This window comes from Paenibacillus borealis (assembly GCF_000758665.1).
Taxonomy (GTDB): Bacteria; Bacillota; Bacilli; order Paenibacillales; family Paenibacillaceae; genus Paenibacillus_AQ; species Paenibacillus_AQ borealis.
The window spans coordinates 7858358-7872437 of the sequence record NZ_CP009285.1 but is presented as its reverse complement, the minus strand read 5'-3'; the positions used below and the strand labels follow the sequence as shown (position 1 = coordinate 7872437).

General features: G+C 54.3%; 14 protein-coding genes. 10 read left to right on the top strand and 4 right to left on the bottom strand.

Features of this window, described 5'->3' with window-relative positions; translation table 11 throughout:
- Positions 1-16: 16 nt before the first annotated feature.
- The 8 genes from PBOR_RS33450 to PBOR_RS33415 all read left to right on the top strand — a co-directional run bounded on the left by PBOR_RS33450 (position 17) and on the right by PBOR_RS33415 (position 6971).
- Complete coding sequence (locus PBOR_RS33450) at positions 17-1129, top strand: MBL fold metallo-hydrolase (RefSeq protein WP_042218348.1); 1113 nt, start codon at positions 17-19, stop codon at positions 1127-1129.
- 69 nt (positions 1130-1198) lie between these two features.
- Positions 1199-1477, top strand: coding sequence for a hypothetical protein (locus PBOR_RS33445; protein ID WP_042218347.1), 279 nt, complete (start codon positions 1199-1201; stop codon positions 1475-1477).
- Between the two features lie 259 nt (positions 1478-1736).
- Positions 1737-1937, top strand: coding sequence for a cold-shock protein (locus tag PBOR_RS33440; RefSeq protein WP_019914790.1), 201 nt, complete (start codon positions 1737-1739; stop codon positions 1935-1937).
- 197 nt (positions 1938-2134) lie between these two features.
- Positions 2135-2365, top strand: coding sequence for a cold-shock protein (locus PBOR_RS33435; protein ID WP_039304815.1), 231 nt, complete (start codon positions 2135-2137; stop codon positions 2363-2365).
- A 208-nt stretch (positions 2366-2573) separates the two neighbouring features.
- Positions 2574-2819, top strand: coding sequence for a hypothetical protein (locus PBOR_RS33430; protein ID WP_042218345.1), 246 nt, complete (start codon positions 2574-2576; stop codon positions 2817-2819).
- Between the two features lie 154 nt (positions 2820-2973).
- A complete protein-coding gene (locus tag PBOR_RS33425; protein WP_042220221.1) occupies positions 2974-4749 on the top strand; it encodes a cache domain-containing sensor histidine kinase in 1776 nt (591 codons plus the stop codon).
- Positions 4733-5533: a response regulator transcription factor gene (locus tag PBOR_RS33420; protein WP_042218343.1), complete on the top strand. Its 801-nt coding sequence runs from the start codon at positions 4733-4735 to the stop codon at positions 5531-5533. The genes PBOR_RS33425 and PBOR_RS33420 overlap by 17 nt, the downstream gene beginning before the upstream one ends.
- 112 nt (positions 5534-5645) lie before the next feature.
- A complete protein-coding gene (locus PBOR_RS33415; RefSeq protein ID WP_042218341.1) occupies positions 5646-6971 on the top strand; it encodes an extracellular solute-binding protein in 1326 nt (441 codons plus the stop codon).
- Between the two features lie 90 nt (positions 6972-7061).
- Here the strand turns inward: PBOR_RS33415 and PBOR_RS33410 are convergent, their stop codons facing one another.
- Positions 7062-7667, bottom strand: a complete 606-nt coding sequence (locus PBOR_RS33410; protein ID WP_052429758.1) for a class I SAM-dependent methyltransferase — start codon at positions 7665-7667, stop codon at positions 7062-7064.
- Between the two features lie 103 nt (positions 7668-7770).
- Complete coding sequence (locus PBOR_RS33405; RefSeq protein ID WP_042218339.1) at positions 7771-9150, bottom strand: MATE family efflux transporter; 1380 nt, start codon at positions 9148-9150, stop codon at positions 7771-7773.
- Between the two features lie 288 nt (positions 9151-9438).
- Here PBOR_RS33405 and hxlA point away from each other — a divergent pair, with 288 nt between their 5' ends.
- On the top strand, positions 9439-10071 hold the full coding sequence (gene hxlA, locus PBOR_RS33400; RefSeq protein WP_042218336.1) for a 3-hexulose-6-phosphate synthase: 633 nt from the start codon (positions 9439-9441) through the stop codon (positions 10069-10071).
- 6 nt (positions 10072-10077) lie between these two features.
- Entirely contained in the window at positions 10078-10635 is a 558-nt protein-coding gene (hxlB, locus tag PBOR_RS33395) for a 6-phospho-3-hexuloisomerase (protein WP_042218334.1), read from the top strand.
- Between the two features lie 166 nt (positions 10636-10801).
- On the opposite strand, the gene PBOR_RS33390 is transcribed toward hxlB, so the two are convergent.
- The gene (locus tag PBOR_RS33390; RefSeq protein ID WP_042218333.1) at positions 10802-11122 is read right to left on the bottom strand and encodes a cupin domain-containing protein; all 321 of its coding nucleotides are present in this window, start codon (positions 11120-11122) and stop codon (positions 10802-10804) included.
- 180 nt (positions 11123-11302) lie between these two features.
- Complete coding sequence (locus PBOR_RS33385; RefSeq protein WP_042218331.1) at positions 11303-13864, bottom strand: heparinase II/III domain-containing protein; 2562 nt, start codon at positions 13862-13864, stop codon at positions 11303-11305.
- Between the last annotated feature and the right edge of the window lie 216 nt (positions 13865-14080).

Genomic DNA, 14080 nt, shown 5'->3' with positions numbered 1-14080 from the left:
AAAGAAGGATTACCGCATGACTCTGATTGTTATTGATATTGCAGCTATACTGGTGATACTTGTTGCAGCGGCGTATCTGCTTATGACCCTCTATCCGGCGTTTGGGCGGAGGGCAGGGAAGCAGGAAAAGGCACTGAACAGCCGCTCGCTTAATTATAGCAAGGGCAAATTTGCTTATCCGCAGATGACTGAACTCTTCGGCGAGAGAGCCGGCGGAGGCGGCGTGTCCATTCTGAAGGATTTCATTAAGGGCAATCCGCGGTCCAGACCGGCAGAGCCCCTGCAGCCGCTGCCGCTGCTCCCTGCATCCATCGGGCAGAGCCCGGGGACCCGTGTCACCTGGTTCGGCCACTCTGCGGTATTGCTGGAGATGGACGGGGTTACACTGTTCCTGGACCCTATGCTGGGTAACGCCCCGTCTCCGTTTCCGTTCATCGGCGGCCGCCGCTACAGCAGGCAGCTGCCGCTGGAGATTTCCCTGCTTCCGCAGATTGATGCTGTTGTGCTCTCCCATGATCATTATGATCATCTGGACTACGGCACCATCCGCAAGCTGAAGGATAAGGTGGGCCTGTTCATTGTGCCGCTCGGTGTCGGTGCCCATCTGCGCCGCTGGGGGGTAAGCGCAGAGAAAATCCGGGAGCATGACTGGGGAGATGAGCTTGCGTATGCAGGCCTGACCTTCACCAGCGCCCCGGCCCGGCATTTCTCCGGCCGGAGTCTGCTGGACCGCAACACTACACTATGGTGCTCCTGGGTGATCCAAGGGAAGAATACGAAGGTATTCTACAGCGGGGACAGCGGTTACGGGCCGCATTTTGCCGAAATTGGACGCAAGTATGGTCCGTTCGATCTCACGCTGATGGAATGCGGCCAATACGATCCGCGCTGGGCCGATATCCATATGCTGCCGGAACAGACGGTTGAAGCACATCTGGATGTGCGGGGAGGTCTGCTCATTCCGGTTCATTGGGGAGCCTTCACCCTGTCGATGCATGACTGGACCGATCCGGTCGAGCGTGTCGCAGCTGCGGCAGCAGCTAAAGGGGTGCGGCTGGCTACACCGAGAATCGGAGAGACTGTAGTAGCCGGGTCCGCGGAGTATCCTGCTCTTCCCTGGTGGAGATGAGGCTGCGCGCCTTGAAGGGACTTGTGGTACAATCATTGTGCATAAATGCCAAGGAGCTGACTAACGAAGATGAGTAATGAAGTGAATGAGCAGGAACTGGTGGAAGTATTGTCCGCACAGACGAAGGTTGATCCGGCCGTAATCCGGCTGGTGCTGAAGCACGAGCAGGCCTTCATCAACAAAGCCAAGGCCAATGCCAAGGGCGAGGTTGATATTGATAATGATGATTTGGTCGATTATGTTACTGCGCAGCGCGATGTTAAGCTGGACGAGCTGACTGTAGAGACTATTCTCGATGCTGAAATGGATTATTTGATGGACAAGGGACTGGCCGGATATATCGACTGAAACCCTATAGCTGCCGTGCGCGCGGTGCTCATGAGACACCGTGCGCACGGCACGATATTTTTATTTTGAAGTAATCCTTTGCTTTTAGAGAATTAGTGTGCTACAATGAAGTCAATCATAAATTTAACCCTTAATTCACATATTGTAAAAGGTTATCATTTGTGCGTATGAATCCTTTTCCAATGTGTGAATTTTTATTTGTTCGTACAATACGTAGGAATAAAAGGACATGTGTTAAATAAAACTTGGAGGTAATATCATGCAAACAGGTACAGTAAAATGGTTCAACGCAGACAAAGGTTTCGGTTTTATCGAGGTTGAAGGCGGAAGCGACGTATTCGTACACTTCTCCGCAATCACTGGCGACGGCTTCAAATCTTTGGACGAAGGCCAACGCGTTGAGTTCAACGTAACTCAAGGCGCTCGTGGACCACAAGCCGAAAACGTTGTAAAACTGTAGTATTAAAAAATAGACTGCCCTTAACACAAGTTGAGGGCAGCTTTTTTTTTGAACAGGCCAGAACAAGCTACCATCCTGCCACAACAGCCCTAGCGGGCTGGAAATATGTCTTTATTCGAAGGATATCCTTCCGAAGCGGGCTTTGTATGAACCGCATCAGGAAGTATGTGCTAACAAAGCTATTAGGAGGGGTACTTATGTATTTTCGTAAAAAAGCGCTGGAGGATCTTCCGCAAGAAGACACAGCCATTTGGTCCTGCACCAAGGAAGATTGCTCCGGGTGGATGCGCGACAACTTCGCCTTCCAATATGTCCCTACCTGCTGGCAATGCAACTCGCCGATGACCAGAAGCATGAAGATACTGCCTATGCTTGTGAATACGAATTTTGACATGAAGGCGATCAAGAAGGGCATTACCATCCGGTAAACTGCCACTTCCCGACGCTTTGTACAGAATCAGATTATAGCGCCAACACCATAGCAGTCAGTTCCCATCCGGGGACGGGCTATTTTTTTTGCCCAGGCAGCGGATGGGCCTCCGGGTTGACAATAGCGGGGAATCAAGGGATAGTTAGAGTGAGGATGAAGAATACATAATTGGAAAAAGGTCTCAATGGCGAGGGTGTGGTGTATTTATGAACAAATATCTTAGGCTTCTGCTCCTGGTTATGGTTATCTTGAATGCAGTTAATATTAAATATCGTCATCCAGTCCTGATTGTAGCAGTACCTGCTATAGCAATTATAATCGTTATTCTTGATATTTACCTGGAGCCCACCCGCAGGAAGGTGTTGATGTACAGCATCACCGCCGTCCTCCTGGGCTTGCTGTGGATAGCCTTGGATCGAGAGTGGATCACTCCTCCGCTGATGTTCATTTAGTCCCTTCTGCTGCAGCCCTTAAACAGCTCCTGGAATAAGGAGCTCTGCTTAAGGGCTCTTTGCTGCCCGGCGCCAGGCAACGATTTCTCTTGACAAACCCCGGGACTTTTGGAGAATAGAGTTGGAAACGCTGCCAAGGAAAGAAGGAATTCCGATGTTCCAGAGATTCAAAGAACTCAACACGCTGCGCAATCAAATATTCATCGGCTTTGTGCTGGTTATGCTAATCATTCTTCTGGTTTCAGGGGCGTTTGTATATGACCGGGTATCGGTTCTACTCAAAAATAATGCAGAGCGGCATATCCAGCAGACGGCGGTCCAGGCGAACGGACGGCTGAATGCGCTGATCGGCCAGATTGACAGCCTGATGGAGCAGGTGGCTAATCATCCTACGGTGCAGCAGCTGCTGCTGGAGGAGCTGAACGGCAATGAAGTGTCATTCAACCAGCGGCAGTCGCTGCTGCAGATTATCTCCAGCTATCAGGCGTATATGCCGAGCGTAGGATCTCTTGAGCTGTACACCGCCGACTACAGGCTGCTCTTCCCGATTAAGGATGGCAGTCTGGGGACAAGGATCAACGAACCTTATATCAGTGAAGCAAATATTCAGAAAGGCCGTCTGGTCTGGATCGGCGTCGATCCGCATGACAGCCAGAGCCTGCTGGCGATCCGCCAGGTCAGCCTGATGGACCGCTGGTTCTCGCGGGGGGGTTATCTGATGGCGCGTATCCAGCGCAGCTACTTCCAGCTGGATGATCCGATCTCCGGCAGTGACGGAGGCGAGTCCGTACTGCTGGTGAATGATGAAGGCCGGCTTCTGGGCAGCAGTGAAACGCCGGAGGCCGACCTGCTGCCGCTGCTGGAGAGCGTGGATCAGACGGTAAGCTTCCACGGCAAGGAGTATGTGCAGGTTAAGCTACGCTCGGATAAGACCAACTGGACACTGCTTGTGCTGACCCCGGTCAGTTATGTCACCAAAGGCTTATCCGTGCTGCGGACGGTTCTGCTGCTGTCAGGGGGGCTTGGAGCGCTGCTCTTCCTGATCATATCCTTTCTGCTGTCGACGATGATCACAAGGCCGATTATTCATCTGATCCGGGCTATGCGTAAATCGCGCTTAGGCGTGCTGACACCCAACTCGCAGAAGGTATCCACGATGGAGCTGAGGGAGCTGAACTATACCTACAACGGCATGGTGGCCAATATGAATGATTTGATCCGGGTCGTCTACGAGAAGGAAGTATTACAGAGCCGGACCGAGCTCAAAGCCTTACAGGCGCAGATTAACCCTCATTTTCTGTTCAACACCCTGGAAGCCTTTAACTGGTCGCTCGAAGAGAAGGGGGAGGAGGAATTAGCCGGATTGGTCGTAGTAATGTCCAGGCTGTTCCGCTATATCATTGGCACTCCCAATAACAAAGACGAGTGGGTTATGCTTAGTGAAGAGGTTGAACAGATCAGGCGGTATTTGAAAATCATGGAGATGCGGATGGGCGAGCGCCTGTCCTGGGATATCGTGCTGGACCCGCGCGAGGCAGCTGTTCCGGTACCCAAGCTGCTGATTCAGCCGATCGTGGAGAATGCCATCCTTCATGGAGTAGAGAGCCGCGTCGGCAACGGCAGTGTGGAGGTTACGATCACTCCTTCACCCCGCGACGGGTGGACTTCGGTGAAGGTGTCGGACAATGGGCCTGGTATGGATGAGGATACGCTGCGGGCGCTGCGCAATACACTGGAGGGCGGCCCATCGATCTCCGCCAAGGGCAACGGGGTCGGCCTGGTGAATGTGCAGCGGCGGCTGAAGCTGTATTACGGGGAAGAAGGCGTCAAGACGGAGGGTCTGATTATTGAGAGCAGGTTATCCGAAGGGACCGTTATTACTTTTGAAATTCCAAGCAATGGAGGATATACCTATGAGCCTGAGCAATAGGACGATTCTGATCGTGGATGATGAACCGAGAACACGGCAGGGAATTAAGCAGACGCTGGAAGTATGGGCGGCAGGCCGGTATGCCGTAGAGACCTGTGACAACGGGGTTGAAGCGCGCGAGCGGCTACGGCAGGAGCGGGTCCATCTGCTGATTACGGATGTGCGCATGCCCGAAGTCAGCGGACTGGACCTGATCCGTTCACTGCAGGACTCGGCGTGGAAGCCCGTTATTATTGTCATATCCGGCTATGCCGAATTTGATTATGTGCAGCAGGCAATGCGGCTGGGGGCCGTCAACTACCTGCTTAAGCCGCTGGACAAGTCCGAGCTGTTGTCCGTGGTTGAGGATGCGCTGAAGCGGGAGGAAGAGCAGCAGCGCCACGTGAAGCTGGAGAAGCTGGTGGATCACAAGCTGATGGAGATTGACCCGGATCAGGCGGGTATGGGACAGCCGGTCAAAGATGCGATCGCCTATGTGGAGCAGCATCTGCATGAACAGCTGACGATGGCAGAGGTAGCGGGACTCATCCATCTGAATGCCAGCTATTTCAGCGTGTTGTTCAAGGAGCAGGCCGGGGTATCCTTCAGCGAATATTTGGCACGTCTGCGAATTCAGCGGGCTAAGGAATTACTGCTCCAGACCTCACTGTCTATAGGGGAGATCGGGGAGCGTGTGGGCTACCGGACGGATAAGTATTTCATTAAGGTGTTCAAGTCACTGGAACAGTTAAGCCCAAGCCGCTATAGGCATAAGATGAAGGGCGGATCGCAGGAAATCCATTAAATGTGGAATTTTAGCCAATAAGTGTGGTCTTATATACCTCCGGGTACGGTGCTAGAATTTGATTGGTAGCGATTACATCAGGCCGCGTGATGTGAAATGGGAGGCTATAGCAATGCTGAGGAATAACATAACCAGGGGTCTGTTCCTGACACTTACATTGGCCCTTGTTCTGACAGGCTGCAGCTTTACGCGGGATAATAATAGTGCGGCGGCAGCCACCGATGCTTCGGCCCCAAAAATAACGATTCATATGATGCACTTATGGCCGGCTGGACTCTCCGCTCAGCAGAATAAGCTGGTTAGCCAGATCATTGAAGAATACGAGAATGAGAATCCTAATATTGTAATCCAGCAAGGCGTGCTGGAGAATGAGCAGTACAAGAATAAGCTGAAGGTGCTCTCTGCCTCAAATGACCTGCCTGATGTGGGGATAACCTGGGCTGCAGGCTTCATGGAGCCTTATGTAAAAGGCGGATTATTCGCTCCGCTGGATGACATCCTGCACGGTACCCGGCTAAAGGGTAAATTCGTAACAGGTACTACCGAAGCCTATGTGGTCGATAATAAGACCTATGCACTGCCGATTGAGCTGAACATCTCGCCGATATACTATAACAAGGATATTTTTGCAAAATATAATCTCCAGGTGCCTGCTACTTATGAAGAATTCAAGCAAGTGATAAGAACGTTATCCCAGCATGGCGTGGCTCCGGTTGCCCTTGGCAACAAGGACCGCTGGACCGGCTCGCTATGGTATATGTATCTCGCTGACCGTATCGCCGGCAGTGATACGCTGAAGCGGGCGACTAAGGGGACAAGCTATTTCGATGACCCCGGACTGGTCCGGGCTGCGGCTGAAGTGCAGACGCTGGTGGATATGAACACATTTAACAGCGGTTTCAACGGGCTATCCAATGATGAGGGCAAATCGGAATTCTTGAATGAGAAGGCGGCAATGTATCTGACGGGTACCTGGGAGCTTCCCAATTTCACGACCAATCCGGAGATCCCGCAAGACTTCAAAGATAAAGTAGGGTTCTTCAAATTCCCGACGGTGGAAGGCGGTAAGGGCAATATCAACAGCTGGGTTGGCGGTCCGGGTGTCGGACTGTTCGTAGCCGAAGCTTCCAAGGTTAAGGAAGAAGCGAAGGCATTTGTCGAATATTTCGTATACAAATGGGGAGAGGCCTCTGTAACCAGTGCAGGTGTGATTCCGGCGACCAAAGTGGATACCACGAATGAAGAGCTGCCGCAGCTGTATGTTGATCTGCTGAATGAATTAAACCATGCGAGCAGCATCACCCTGTTTGCTGATATCCAGATGAAGCCGAACGCCGCCCAGGTCCATCTGGATATGATTCAGGCGCTGTTCGGCAAAGCGATTACACCAGAGCAGTTCGCGGCCAAGCATAAAGAGGCTGTAGCCAAAGGAACCTGATAAGCTTACAACCTTAGTACTAAGGGATGCCAATTAGCCGGATTACACGGCCGGGGCATCCCTTATTTGCGAATCGGATAATTAGGGCAGTCAGACGTTCCTGCGGCAGGAGAAGCAGAAGAATTCCCCATCGCTATATTCAGCCTGTCCGAAATTGTATTTGGCCGCAAGCGCGGCCAGCACAGCATCCGCAGGGATCGGCTCACGCTCACTCGTATGGCCGATTCGTGCATGATGCTCCCGCAGGCCCTGGCGGGTTCTGGAGTGGGCAATCATGAAGGTCCCTCCGTCTTGCAGATTCCTCTCTGCATTGGCGAACAGCATATCCAGATTGGAGAAATGGGGGATGCTGTTATAGATCAGCACATACTGAGCAAGCATTCCGCCGGAGAATGGCTCCTCGAAATCCGCGCATGCGGTCCCGGCATCCGGGAAGCTCTTGCGCAGTTCTTGCAGCATGGCCGCTGAGATATCGAGCGCAAGGTAGCGGCTGGGGGTTATCTCCAGCTTATGGAGCGCTGCGGGGATGACCCCGGTACCCGAAGCTACATCCAGCAGGCTCTGGCCACTGCGGATGCCAAGCCTCTGCAGGACCTTCCCGGCCATGGACACATCCTCTTCGCTGTTGCTCCATAGTGGGGCCATTGCGCTGAAATGGGCAAGGTCGTCTTCTTCTTTGTGCCGGTTGGTTGTCATAGTCTTCATCATCCTTCCTGCCAGATCAATAGGATTAAGTATTCAAAAGGCGGCCCGCCCCAATCGCAGAGATCAGGGTGAACCGCCGATTTGTTGTTGCAGATTAATGCGCCGGCGCAGCACTCAGCGGCTCTGCCGCCTCATGCTGGATCAGGCCGTGCTTCTCCCAGGCTCTGCTCTTCCAGCGGAAGTACATGATAACCGCCCGCACCCATTCGTCGAACGCAGTGGCCAGCCAGACGCCGGCCAGACCGAGATCAAGCGTAAATACCAGGAAATAGCCCAGCGGCAAGCTCATGCATACCATGGAGATCAGGCCCATATAGACCGGGAATTTGGCATCACCGGAAGCGCGCAGCGAGTTGATGATGACCAGGTTGCAGGTGCGTCCGGTCTCAAGGAAGAAGCTGAGCAGGATGACCTGGGCGCCCATGGTTATAATCGTCTGGTTATCGGTGAACAGGCCCATCAGCGGCACGCGGAATAGAATGACAACCGCGTCCATAATTACGGTGACCAGCAGCGCCCATTTCACACTGGAGAACACCCGCGAGTAAGCTTCCTTGGGCCTTCTTGCACCCACGAGATGGCCTACAATGATCGAGGTGCCCATTGAGACCGCGACGCTGAACAGGAAGATGTAGCTGGAGATGTTCAGCGCGTACTGGCGGGTAGCCATGGCTTCAGCACCCAGATAGGTGATATATAAGGTGAAGACCAGCTGGCAGCACTGATAGATCACCGATTCAAAAGCGGACGGGATACCGATTTTGAGAATCTGCAGCACGTATTTTTTGGAGAGATGAATGTAATAGGTCCATTTGACCCGCACCTCCATAATCCGGTAGAGCAGCAGGAAGAACAGAATCAGACAGATGAAACGGCTGGCAACCGTTGAGATGGCTGCACCTTCCACACCGAGTGCCGGCAGTCCGAAATGTCCGAAGATCAGCAGGTAATTGCCCCCGACGTGGATCACATTCATCAGCAGAGAGACTACCATCGTCTGTTTCGTGAACCCGTGCGTCCGGATGGTGGTGGCCAGGGCGTTCAGCAGTGCCTGAAGGAAGATTCCGCCCCCGACAATATGCATATACGATTTGGCATAGACGAGAATATCGCCCTGCACATTCAGTGCCGTCAGCAGCGTGCCTCCGAACAGCAGCAGCACGGTGCTCAGAATAATCCCGACTGCCAGATTTAGCGTAACGGCATTGCCGGTTACCTTGGCTGCTTCTTTGGGCTGCTTGGAGCCGAGATACTGCGACACGACAATTGCTGCACCGTTCCCGATGACACTGAGCACGAGGATTGCTATGGCAATAATCTGATTGGCCGCCCCGACACCGGAGACTGCATCATCGGATACAGAGCTGATCATGAATGTATCTACACTCCCCATGAGCATAAACAGGAACAGCTCGAGGAAAATCGGCCAGGTCAGCTTAATTAAATTGAACTCTTTGGGTTTGCTTTCTTCCATAATAAACCTTACACCTTCTTGTAGTTAAAATAGGATTGCCGCCGGAGAATTTGTAAATCTAATGTATGGTAGCACAGCTTTTGTGAAAATGCAGTAAATTTAAGAAAATCCTGAATAAAATCAACCTTCGTTTTCAAAAAGACGCAGCGGACAGCCCGGCCCCCGCCCAATAGTATCCTTCAGGTAACTACATCACAATAAAGTGCCTACTTCCCTTATCGGCAGTATATCCCTAAACTTAGTACATCACTTACTAAAATATATTAACGACGAGGAGATTCTAAACATATGAAATTACAGCTTGCACTTGATCTGGTGGATATTGCGGGAGCCAAGGCTATTGTTGCGGAAGTGGCCGAATTTATAGATATCGTGGAGATTGGAACACCGGTTGTTATTAATGAAGGGTTGCATGCGGTAAAAGCGATCAAGGACGCTTTTCCGGCACTGACCGTCCTGGCCGATCTCAAAATCATGGATGCGGGCGGCTATGAAGTAATGAAAGCTGTAGAAGCGGGAGCAGGAATTGTTACCGTGCTTGGCGTGTCCGATGATTCAACGATCCGCGGCGCGGTGGAAGAAGCCAAGAAGACAGGCGCGGAAATCCTGGTTGATCTGATCAACGTGAAGGATCTGAAGGCCAGAGCGGCTGAAGTGGACGCACTTGGCGTTGATTATATCTGTGTGCACTCCGGTTATGATCATCAGGCAGAGGGCAAGAATTCCTTCGAGGATCTGAGAGCGATTAAGAGTGTGGTTACAAAAGCAAAAACAGCGATTGCCGGCGGAATTAAGCTGAGCACGCTGCCTGAAGTAATTGCTGCGAATCCTGATTTGGTAATCGTGGGCGGCGGTATTACCGGCGAAGCGGATCAGAAAGCGGCTGCGGCAGAAATGAAGCGCCTTGTAAGCCAGGCCTAAGCAGCTATGGATACGCTGGATTACGCACGGGAAATTGTGAAGGAGCTGCAGGGCTCGGTCTCCGGGCTGGACGCCGCAGAAGGTGAGGCCATGGCGGAGCTGCTGCTGCGCTCCGGGCAGATCTTTGTAGCCGGCGCCGGCCGCTCCGGCCTGATGGGCCGGGCATTCGCGATGCGGCTGATGCAAGCCGGGCAAGCTGCGTTTGTCGTCGGGGAGACGGTAACCCCGGGCATCGGCCCCGGCGATGTGCTTGTGCTGGGCTCCGGCTCCGGCGAGACCAAGGGGCTGGTGTCCATGGCGGAGAAAGCCAAGGCTATCGGCGCGGCTGTGGTGCTTGTGACCATCAGCCCGGATTCGTCACTGGGTCGTCTCGCTGATTATACAATCAAGCTGCCGGGTTCGCCCAAGGATCAGACTGGCGGGAGCTATGCCACCATCCAGCCGATGGCCTCCTTGTTTGAACAGACGCTGCTGGTATTCTACGATGCCGTCATCCTGCGGATGATGGAGCAGACGGGGCAGACCACCGGCAAGATGTTCGGCAAACATGCGAATCTGGAATAACGTAATGTAAAGACAGCCTGTCCGGAACTTCCGGGCAGGCTGTCTGCATTTTAAGGGTGCCAGGCGATGGCACTGCTGATGTTGATGCTGCTGCCGGAATTGGCAGCAGCACTGTCTATTATGGCAGGTGGCAGGCGGAATCTGCCTGTCAGGCACCTGGATCAGCTTACCGCTTAAGCAGATCCTCGCGGATCGGTGTGAACACATCAAGCAGCGCCGAATCAGCTTCAAGCGCGGTTACCCCATGCTTGGCGTTAGGCGGAATATCTATGCTCTGGCCTGCCGACAAGGCGTATTCCTTGCCGTCGATGCGGAAGACGAAGCTGCCGCGCAGACAGTAGCTCATCTGCTCATGCACATGGCTGTGCTCATAGCCCTCAGCGCCTTCCTCGAAATGAACCTCCATCATCATCAGACTGGCTGCCGCATTCAGAATGCAGCGTTTGACGCCCGGCTCAGCCGGTTCCCATACTCCTAAATTACTCATTGTTTACTTCCTCCTTGTAGGTGTTGTAGTGCCAAGCCGCGTGAACGGGACGAAATACTGCCTTTTATACAACACTTTTGGATTAGGGCAGATATTATCAGGGAAATGTTGTATTCCGTGCAGGATTATATAGAAGTTACTGGAGCCCTGCCGCAAATAGCGGATCAATCGGGAAATTCCTTATTGCGGGACGGCAATTTGGATCGTTCCCGGCTCAAGGGTCAGGATATCCTCCGCCGCATGGCCGTCAATCGCGGCTTCCGCACCCTCCGTGCCGAGCACCCGGAGCGGGACGCCGCCGGGAATACGGACGCGGCGGGTGTGCCCTGAGCCGTTGATGGCGGCAACGCACCATGCACCGTCTGCGCGGGAAATCTTATATACCCGCACGCCTCCGCCGGCGTCTTCGCACAGCAGCGGCTCCAGCCCCAGCAGGGGCGCTGTTGCTGTGTGCGGATGCAGCAGCACCACATAGTCTTCGCCCGCGTTGCCGTGCACCCGGAAATGCTGCTGCGCCGCCAGCGGATAGGCACCGCCTACGGCACCTTCTCCGGCAGTGATGACCGGACTAACCGGTTCTGCAATATGCGCACTCAGCCTCATGCCGCCTAGAGCTGCGGCCTCAATTCCCTGCCCCGAGATATCAGCCTCTGTACTCAGGGTATGCAGATTCCACACGCTGTCTGCCCCGCCCTCAATCCGGTCCCAGACCAGATAAGCGTCAAAGCCTGCTTTGATATACAGGAAATTCCGCTCGTACTCACCAGCAAGTGTATCCGGGATCAGGCTTCTGGCATAATCCAGCTCCTCTGTGAATAGGACCTCCCGGCAGACGCTTTGCAGCGGGCCGTCAGCGTAGCCGCCTGAACCGTCAGCAAACTGGACGATATTATGCGCCGCGCCTGATACATACCAGTGCCGGTCCCCGTTGTAATAACCGCCGGTTCCGGCATCAAGCGTCAGCGGAACCCCGTCCGCCCAGATGGAGAAATGGCCTTCGTCATGATGGGCGTGATAGGTCAGCGGCGAAGCCTCGTAGATGGCATAGTTCCGCAGGTTCTGCTCCCCGCTGCGGAAGATGGCGTAGCCGATGCCGGGATAATGGACGGAGTGGAGGGCGGGCTGCTGCTCCGGCAGATCCGGCTGCGAATACAGCAGTGCGACCAGCGGCAGAGGGAAAGCTCCGGTATCCTGGACCGGTGCGCCGCCGTGCTTCCAGGTCCAGACCATTTCCGCTGACAGATGCGGATCTTCCTCTGCATAGAATGGAGCCGCGTAGCCGAGCAGGCGGAACCATTTCTCCTGTACATTGGCATCACCGACGGCAGGCGTCAGCAGAACAGGTCCGGCATCATGACCGCCCTGAATGATATCCTCTGCGGTCACGATGCCGATCAGGAAGCGGTACATCGCTTTTACCTTAGGGTGCCTGAAATAATCCATACCCTGAAGCCGCTTCAGCAGCACGAAGAACAGGAAGTACCGGTGCAGAACAGCGCCGTGATAACGTACATTCTCCGGCCAGGCCCCCTCCTGATCCACTACTTCCGCCAGCTGCCAGTCTACTACGGAGCAGGCATGCTCCAGGTAGCCGGCGCTCTCAGGCTCCTGCGGGAAGAGCAGCGCATAGACCCCAAGCCCGGTTGCCCGGTCCGCATTCCAGTTGCTGCGTTTGCCGCCCTTCTCGTCCGGGAAGGTCTCCAGATCGAACCGGTAGTAGGCAGTGTCCATCATCATCGCTGCAATATAGCGGAGATCAGAGTGCAGCACCTCTATTTCCCCGGCAGTTAGCGCTCCGCTTCCGGCAATCTGGTCATAGATGACCGAGACCGCGGCCAGTCCCCGGCCGATATGCACAGCGCCATAGGTATCATCATCATGCCAGCCGTCCCGGCGGAAGATATCCATGCCCTGCCTCATATCGGCCAGCATGTACTGCAGCTTGCGCCCCGCCCGGGCGGCATAATGATCTTCACCGCTCACCATATACAGGTTGCCCTCAGCACCGGCAGCCTCCAGCAGATAGGCCCAGTTGGTCAGCGTGGGCCGGTTGAAAAGCGGTCCGCGCTGCTCCGGCCCGAGCGGCAGTCCGTCTTCGTCCAGAAACGTAACCCCGGTGCGTATGCCGCCGTTATCAAGCGGAGCTTCCAGGCTGAGCTCCGTCTGGATGCCGTAATAATCGCCTGCGGTTACCGGCAGGCGTTCTTCGTACCGCAGCACAGTAATGCCATCCTCCGCCTCATTGCTGATCCGCACACAACGCACTTCTTCCTCCGGCTCACCTCCAGCCGGAGTTATACCGGAGGGCTGCAGGCCGCTTCCGCCGCCGGCCAGCTGTTCAAGCGCCACTCTACTGCCGCTTCCCGGCTCCTGCGTCCAGCCCTTCAGCGCCTGGCGGAAGTCGCCGTTAATCAGCGCCACCGGCAGGCCAAGCTGGGAATGCGTCAGCCGTACGCCACCGATCCGGGCAACGCCCCGGCCCTGAACCTGCACGGCCAGCTTCAGAAAGGCAGTACCGTCAGGTACCTTGAAGACAAACGGCTCCACCCGGAAAGCGCCAAGCCCGCTAAGCGGAACTGCCGCCTCACGGGCGGCAAATTGCCCGGCCAGCTGCTGCTGCCTGCCGTATTCTTGCGAAACCGCAGGATACAGCGATATTCTGGCGCGGATGTTCTCCAGTTGCCCATGTTCATAACAGCCGAAGGGGCGTGCTCCGGCTACGTCGTTAGATGCTGGATTCATTGGCAGATTTGAGCCTCCCTGTAATTGGTTAGTTCAGTTGACTTTCTTCTTTAAAGTATAGCGGTCTGAACGCGGACCCGGGATGGGTAAACGGGGGAAGGAGAGGGGACAAAGCAACTGAAATCATCCCGCAAGGCAGGGCTCCGGCTATGAAGCCGGATTTCATGAAAAAGTGAATTTCTCCCCCTTAGTGCAGTCGCTTTCTCCCTAACTGTG

Bases quoted from the DNA above. Each gene is read 5' to 3' on its own strand.
- PBOR_RS33450 (WP_042218348.1), top strand. From the start codon at position 17: ATGACTCTGATTGTTATTGATATTGCAGCTATACTGGTGATACTTGTT.
- PBOR_RS33445 (WP_042218347.1), top strand. From the start codon at position 1,199: ATGAGTAATGAAGTGAATGAGCAGGAACTGGTGGAAGTATTGTCCGCA.
- PBOR_RS33440 (WP_019914790.1), top strand. From the start codon at position 1,737: ATGCAAACAGGTACAGTAAAATGGTTCAACGCAGACAAAGGTTTCGGT.
- PBOR_RS33435 (WP_039304815.1), top strand. From the start codon at position 2,135: ATGTATTTTCGTAAAAAAGCGCTGGAGGATCTTCCGCAAGAAGACACA.
- PBOR_RS33430 (WP_042218345.1), top strand. From the start codon at position 2,574: ATGAACAAATATCTTAGGCTTCTGCTCCTGGTTATGGTTATCTTGAAT.
- PBOR_RS33425 (WP_042220221.1), top strand. From the start codon at position 2,974: ATGTTCCAGAGATTCAAAGAACTCAACACGCTGCGCAATCAAATATTC.
- PBOR_RS33420 (WP_042218343.1), top strand. From the start codon at position 4,733: ATGAGCCTGAGCAATAGGACGATTCTGATCGTGGATGATGAACCGAGA.
- PBOR_RS33415 (WP_042218341.1), top strand. From the start codon at position 5,646: ATGCTGAGGAATAACATAACCAGGGGTCTGTTCCTGACACTTACATTG.
- PBOR_RS33410 (WP_052429758.1), bottom strand. From the start codon at position 7,667: ATGACAACCAACCGGCACAAAGAAGAAGACGACCTTGCCCATTTCAGC.
- PBOR_RS33405 (WP_042218339.1), bottom strand. From the start codon at position 9,150: ATGGAAGAAAGCAAACCCAAAGAGTTCAATTTAATTAAGCTGACCTGG.
- hxlA (WP_042218336.1), top strand. From the start codon at position 9,439: ATGAAATTACAGCTTGCACTTGATCTGGTGGATATTGCGGGAGCCAAG.
- hxlB (WP_042218334.1), top strand. From the start codon at position 10,078: ATGGATACGCTGGATTACGCACGGGAAATTGTGAAGGAGCTGCAGGGC.
- PBOR_RS33390 (WP_042218333.1), bottom strand. From the start codon at position 11,122: ATGAGTAATTTAGGAGTATGGGAACCGGCTGAGCCGGGCGTCAAACGC.
- PBOR_RS33385 (WP_042218331.1), bottom strand. From the start codon at position 13,864: ATGAATCCAGCATCTAACGACGTAGCCGGAGCACGCCCCTTCGGCTGT.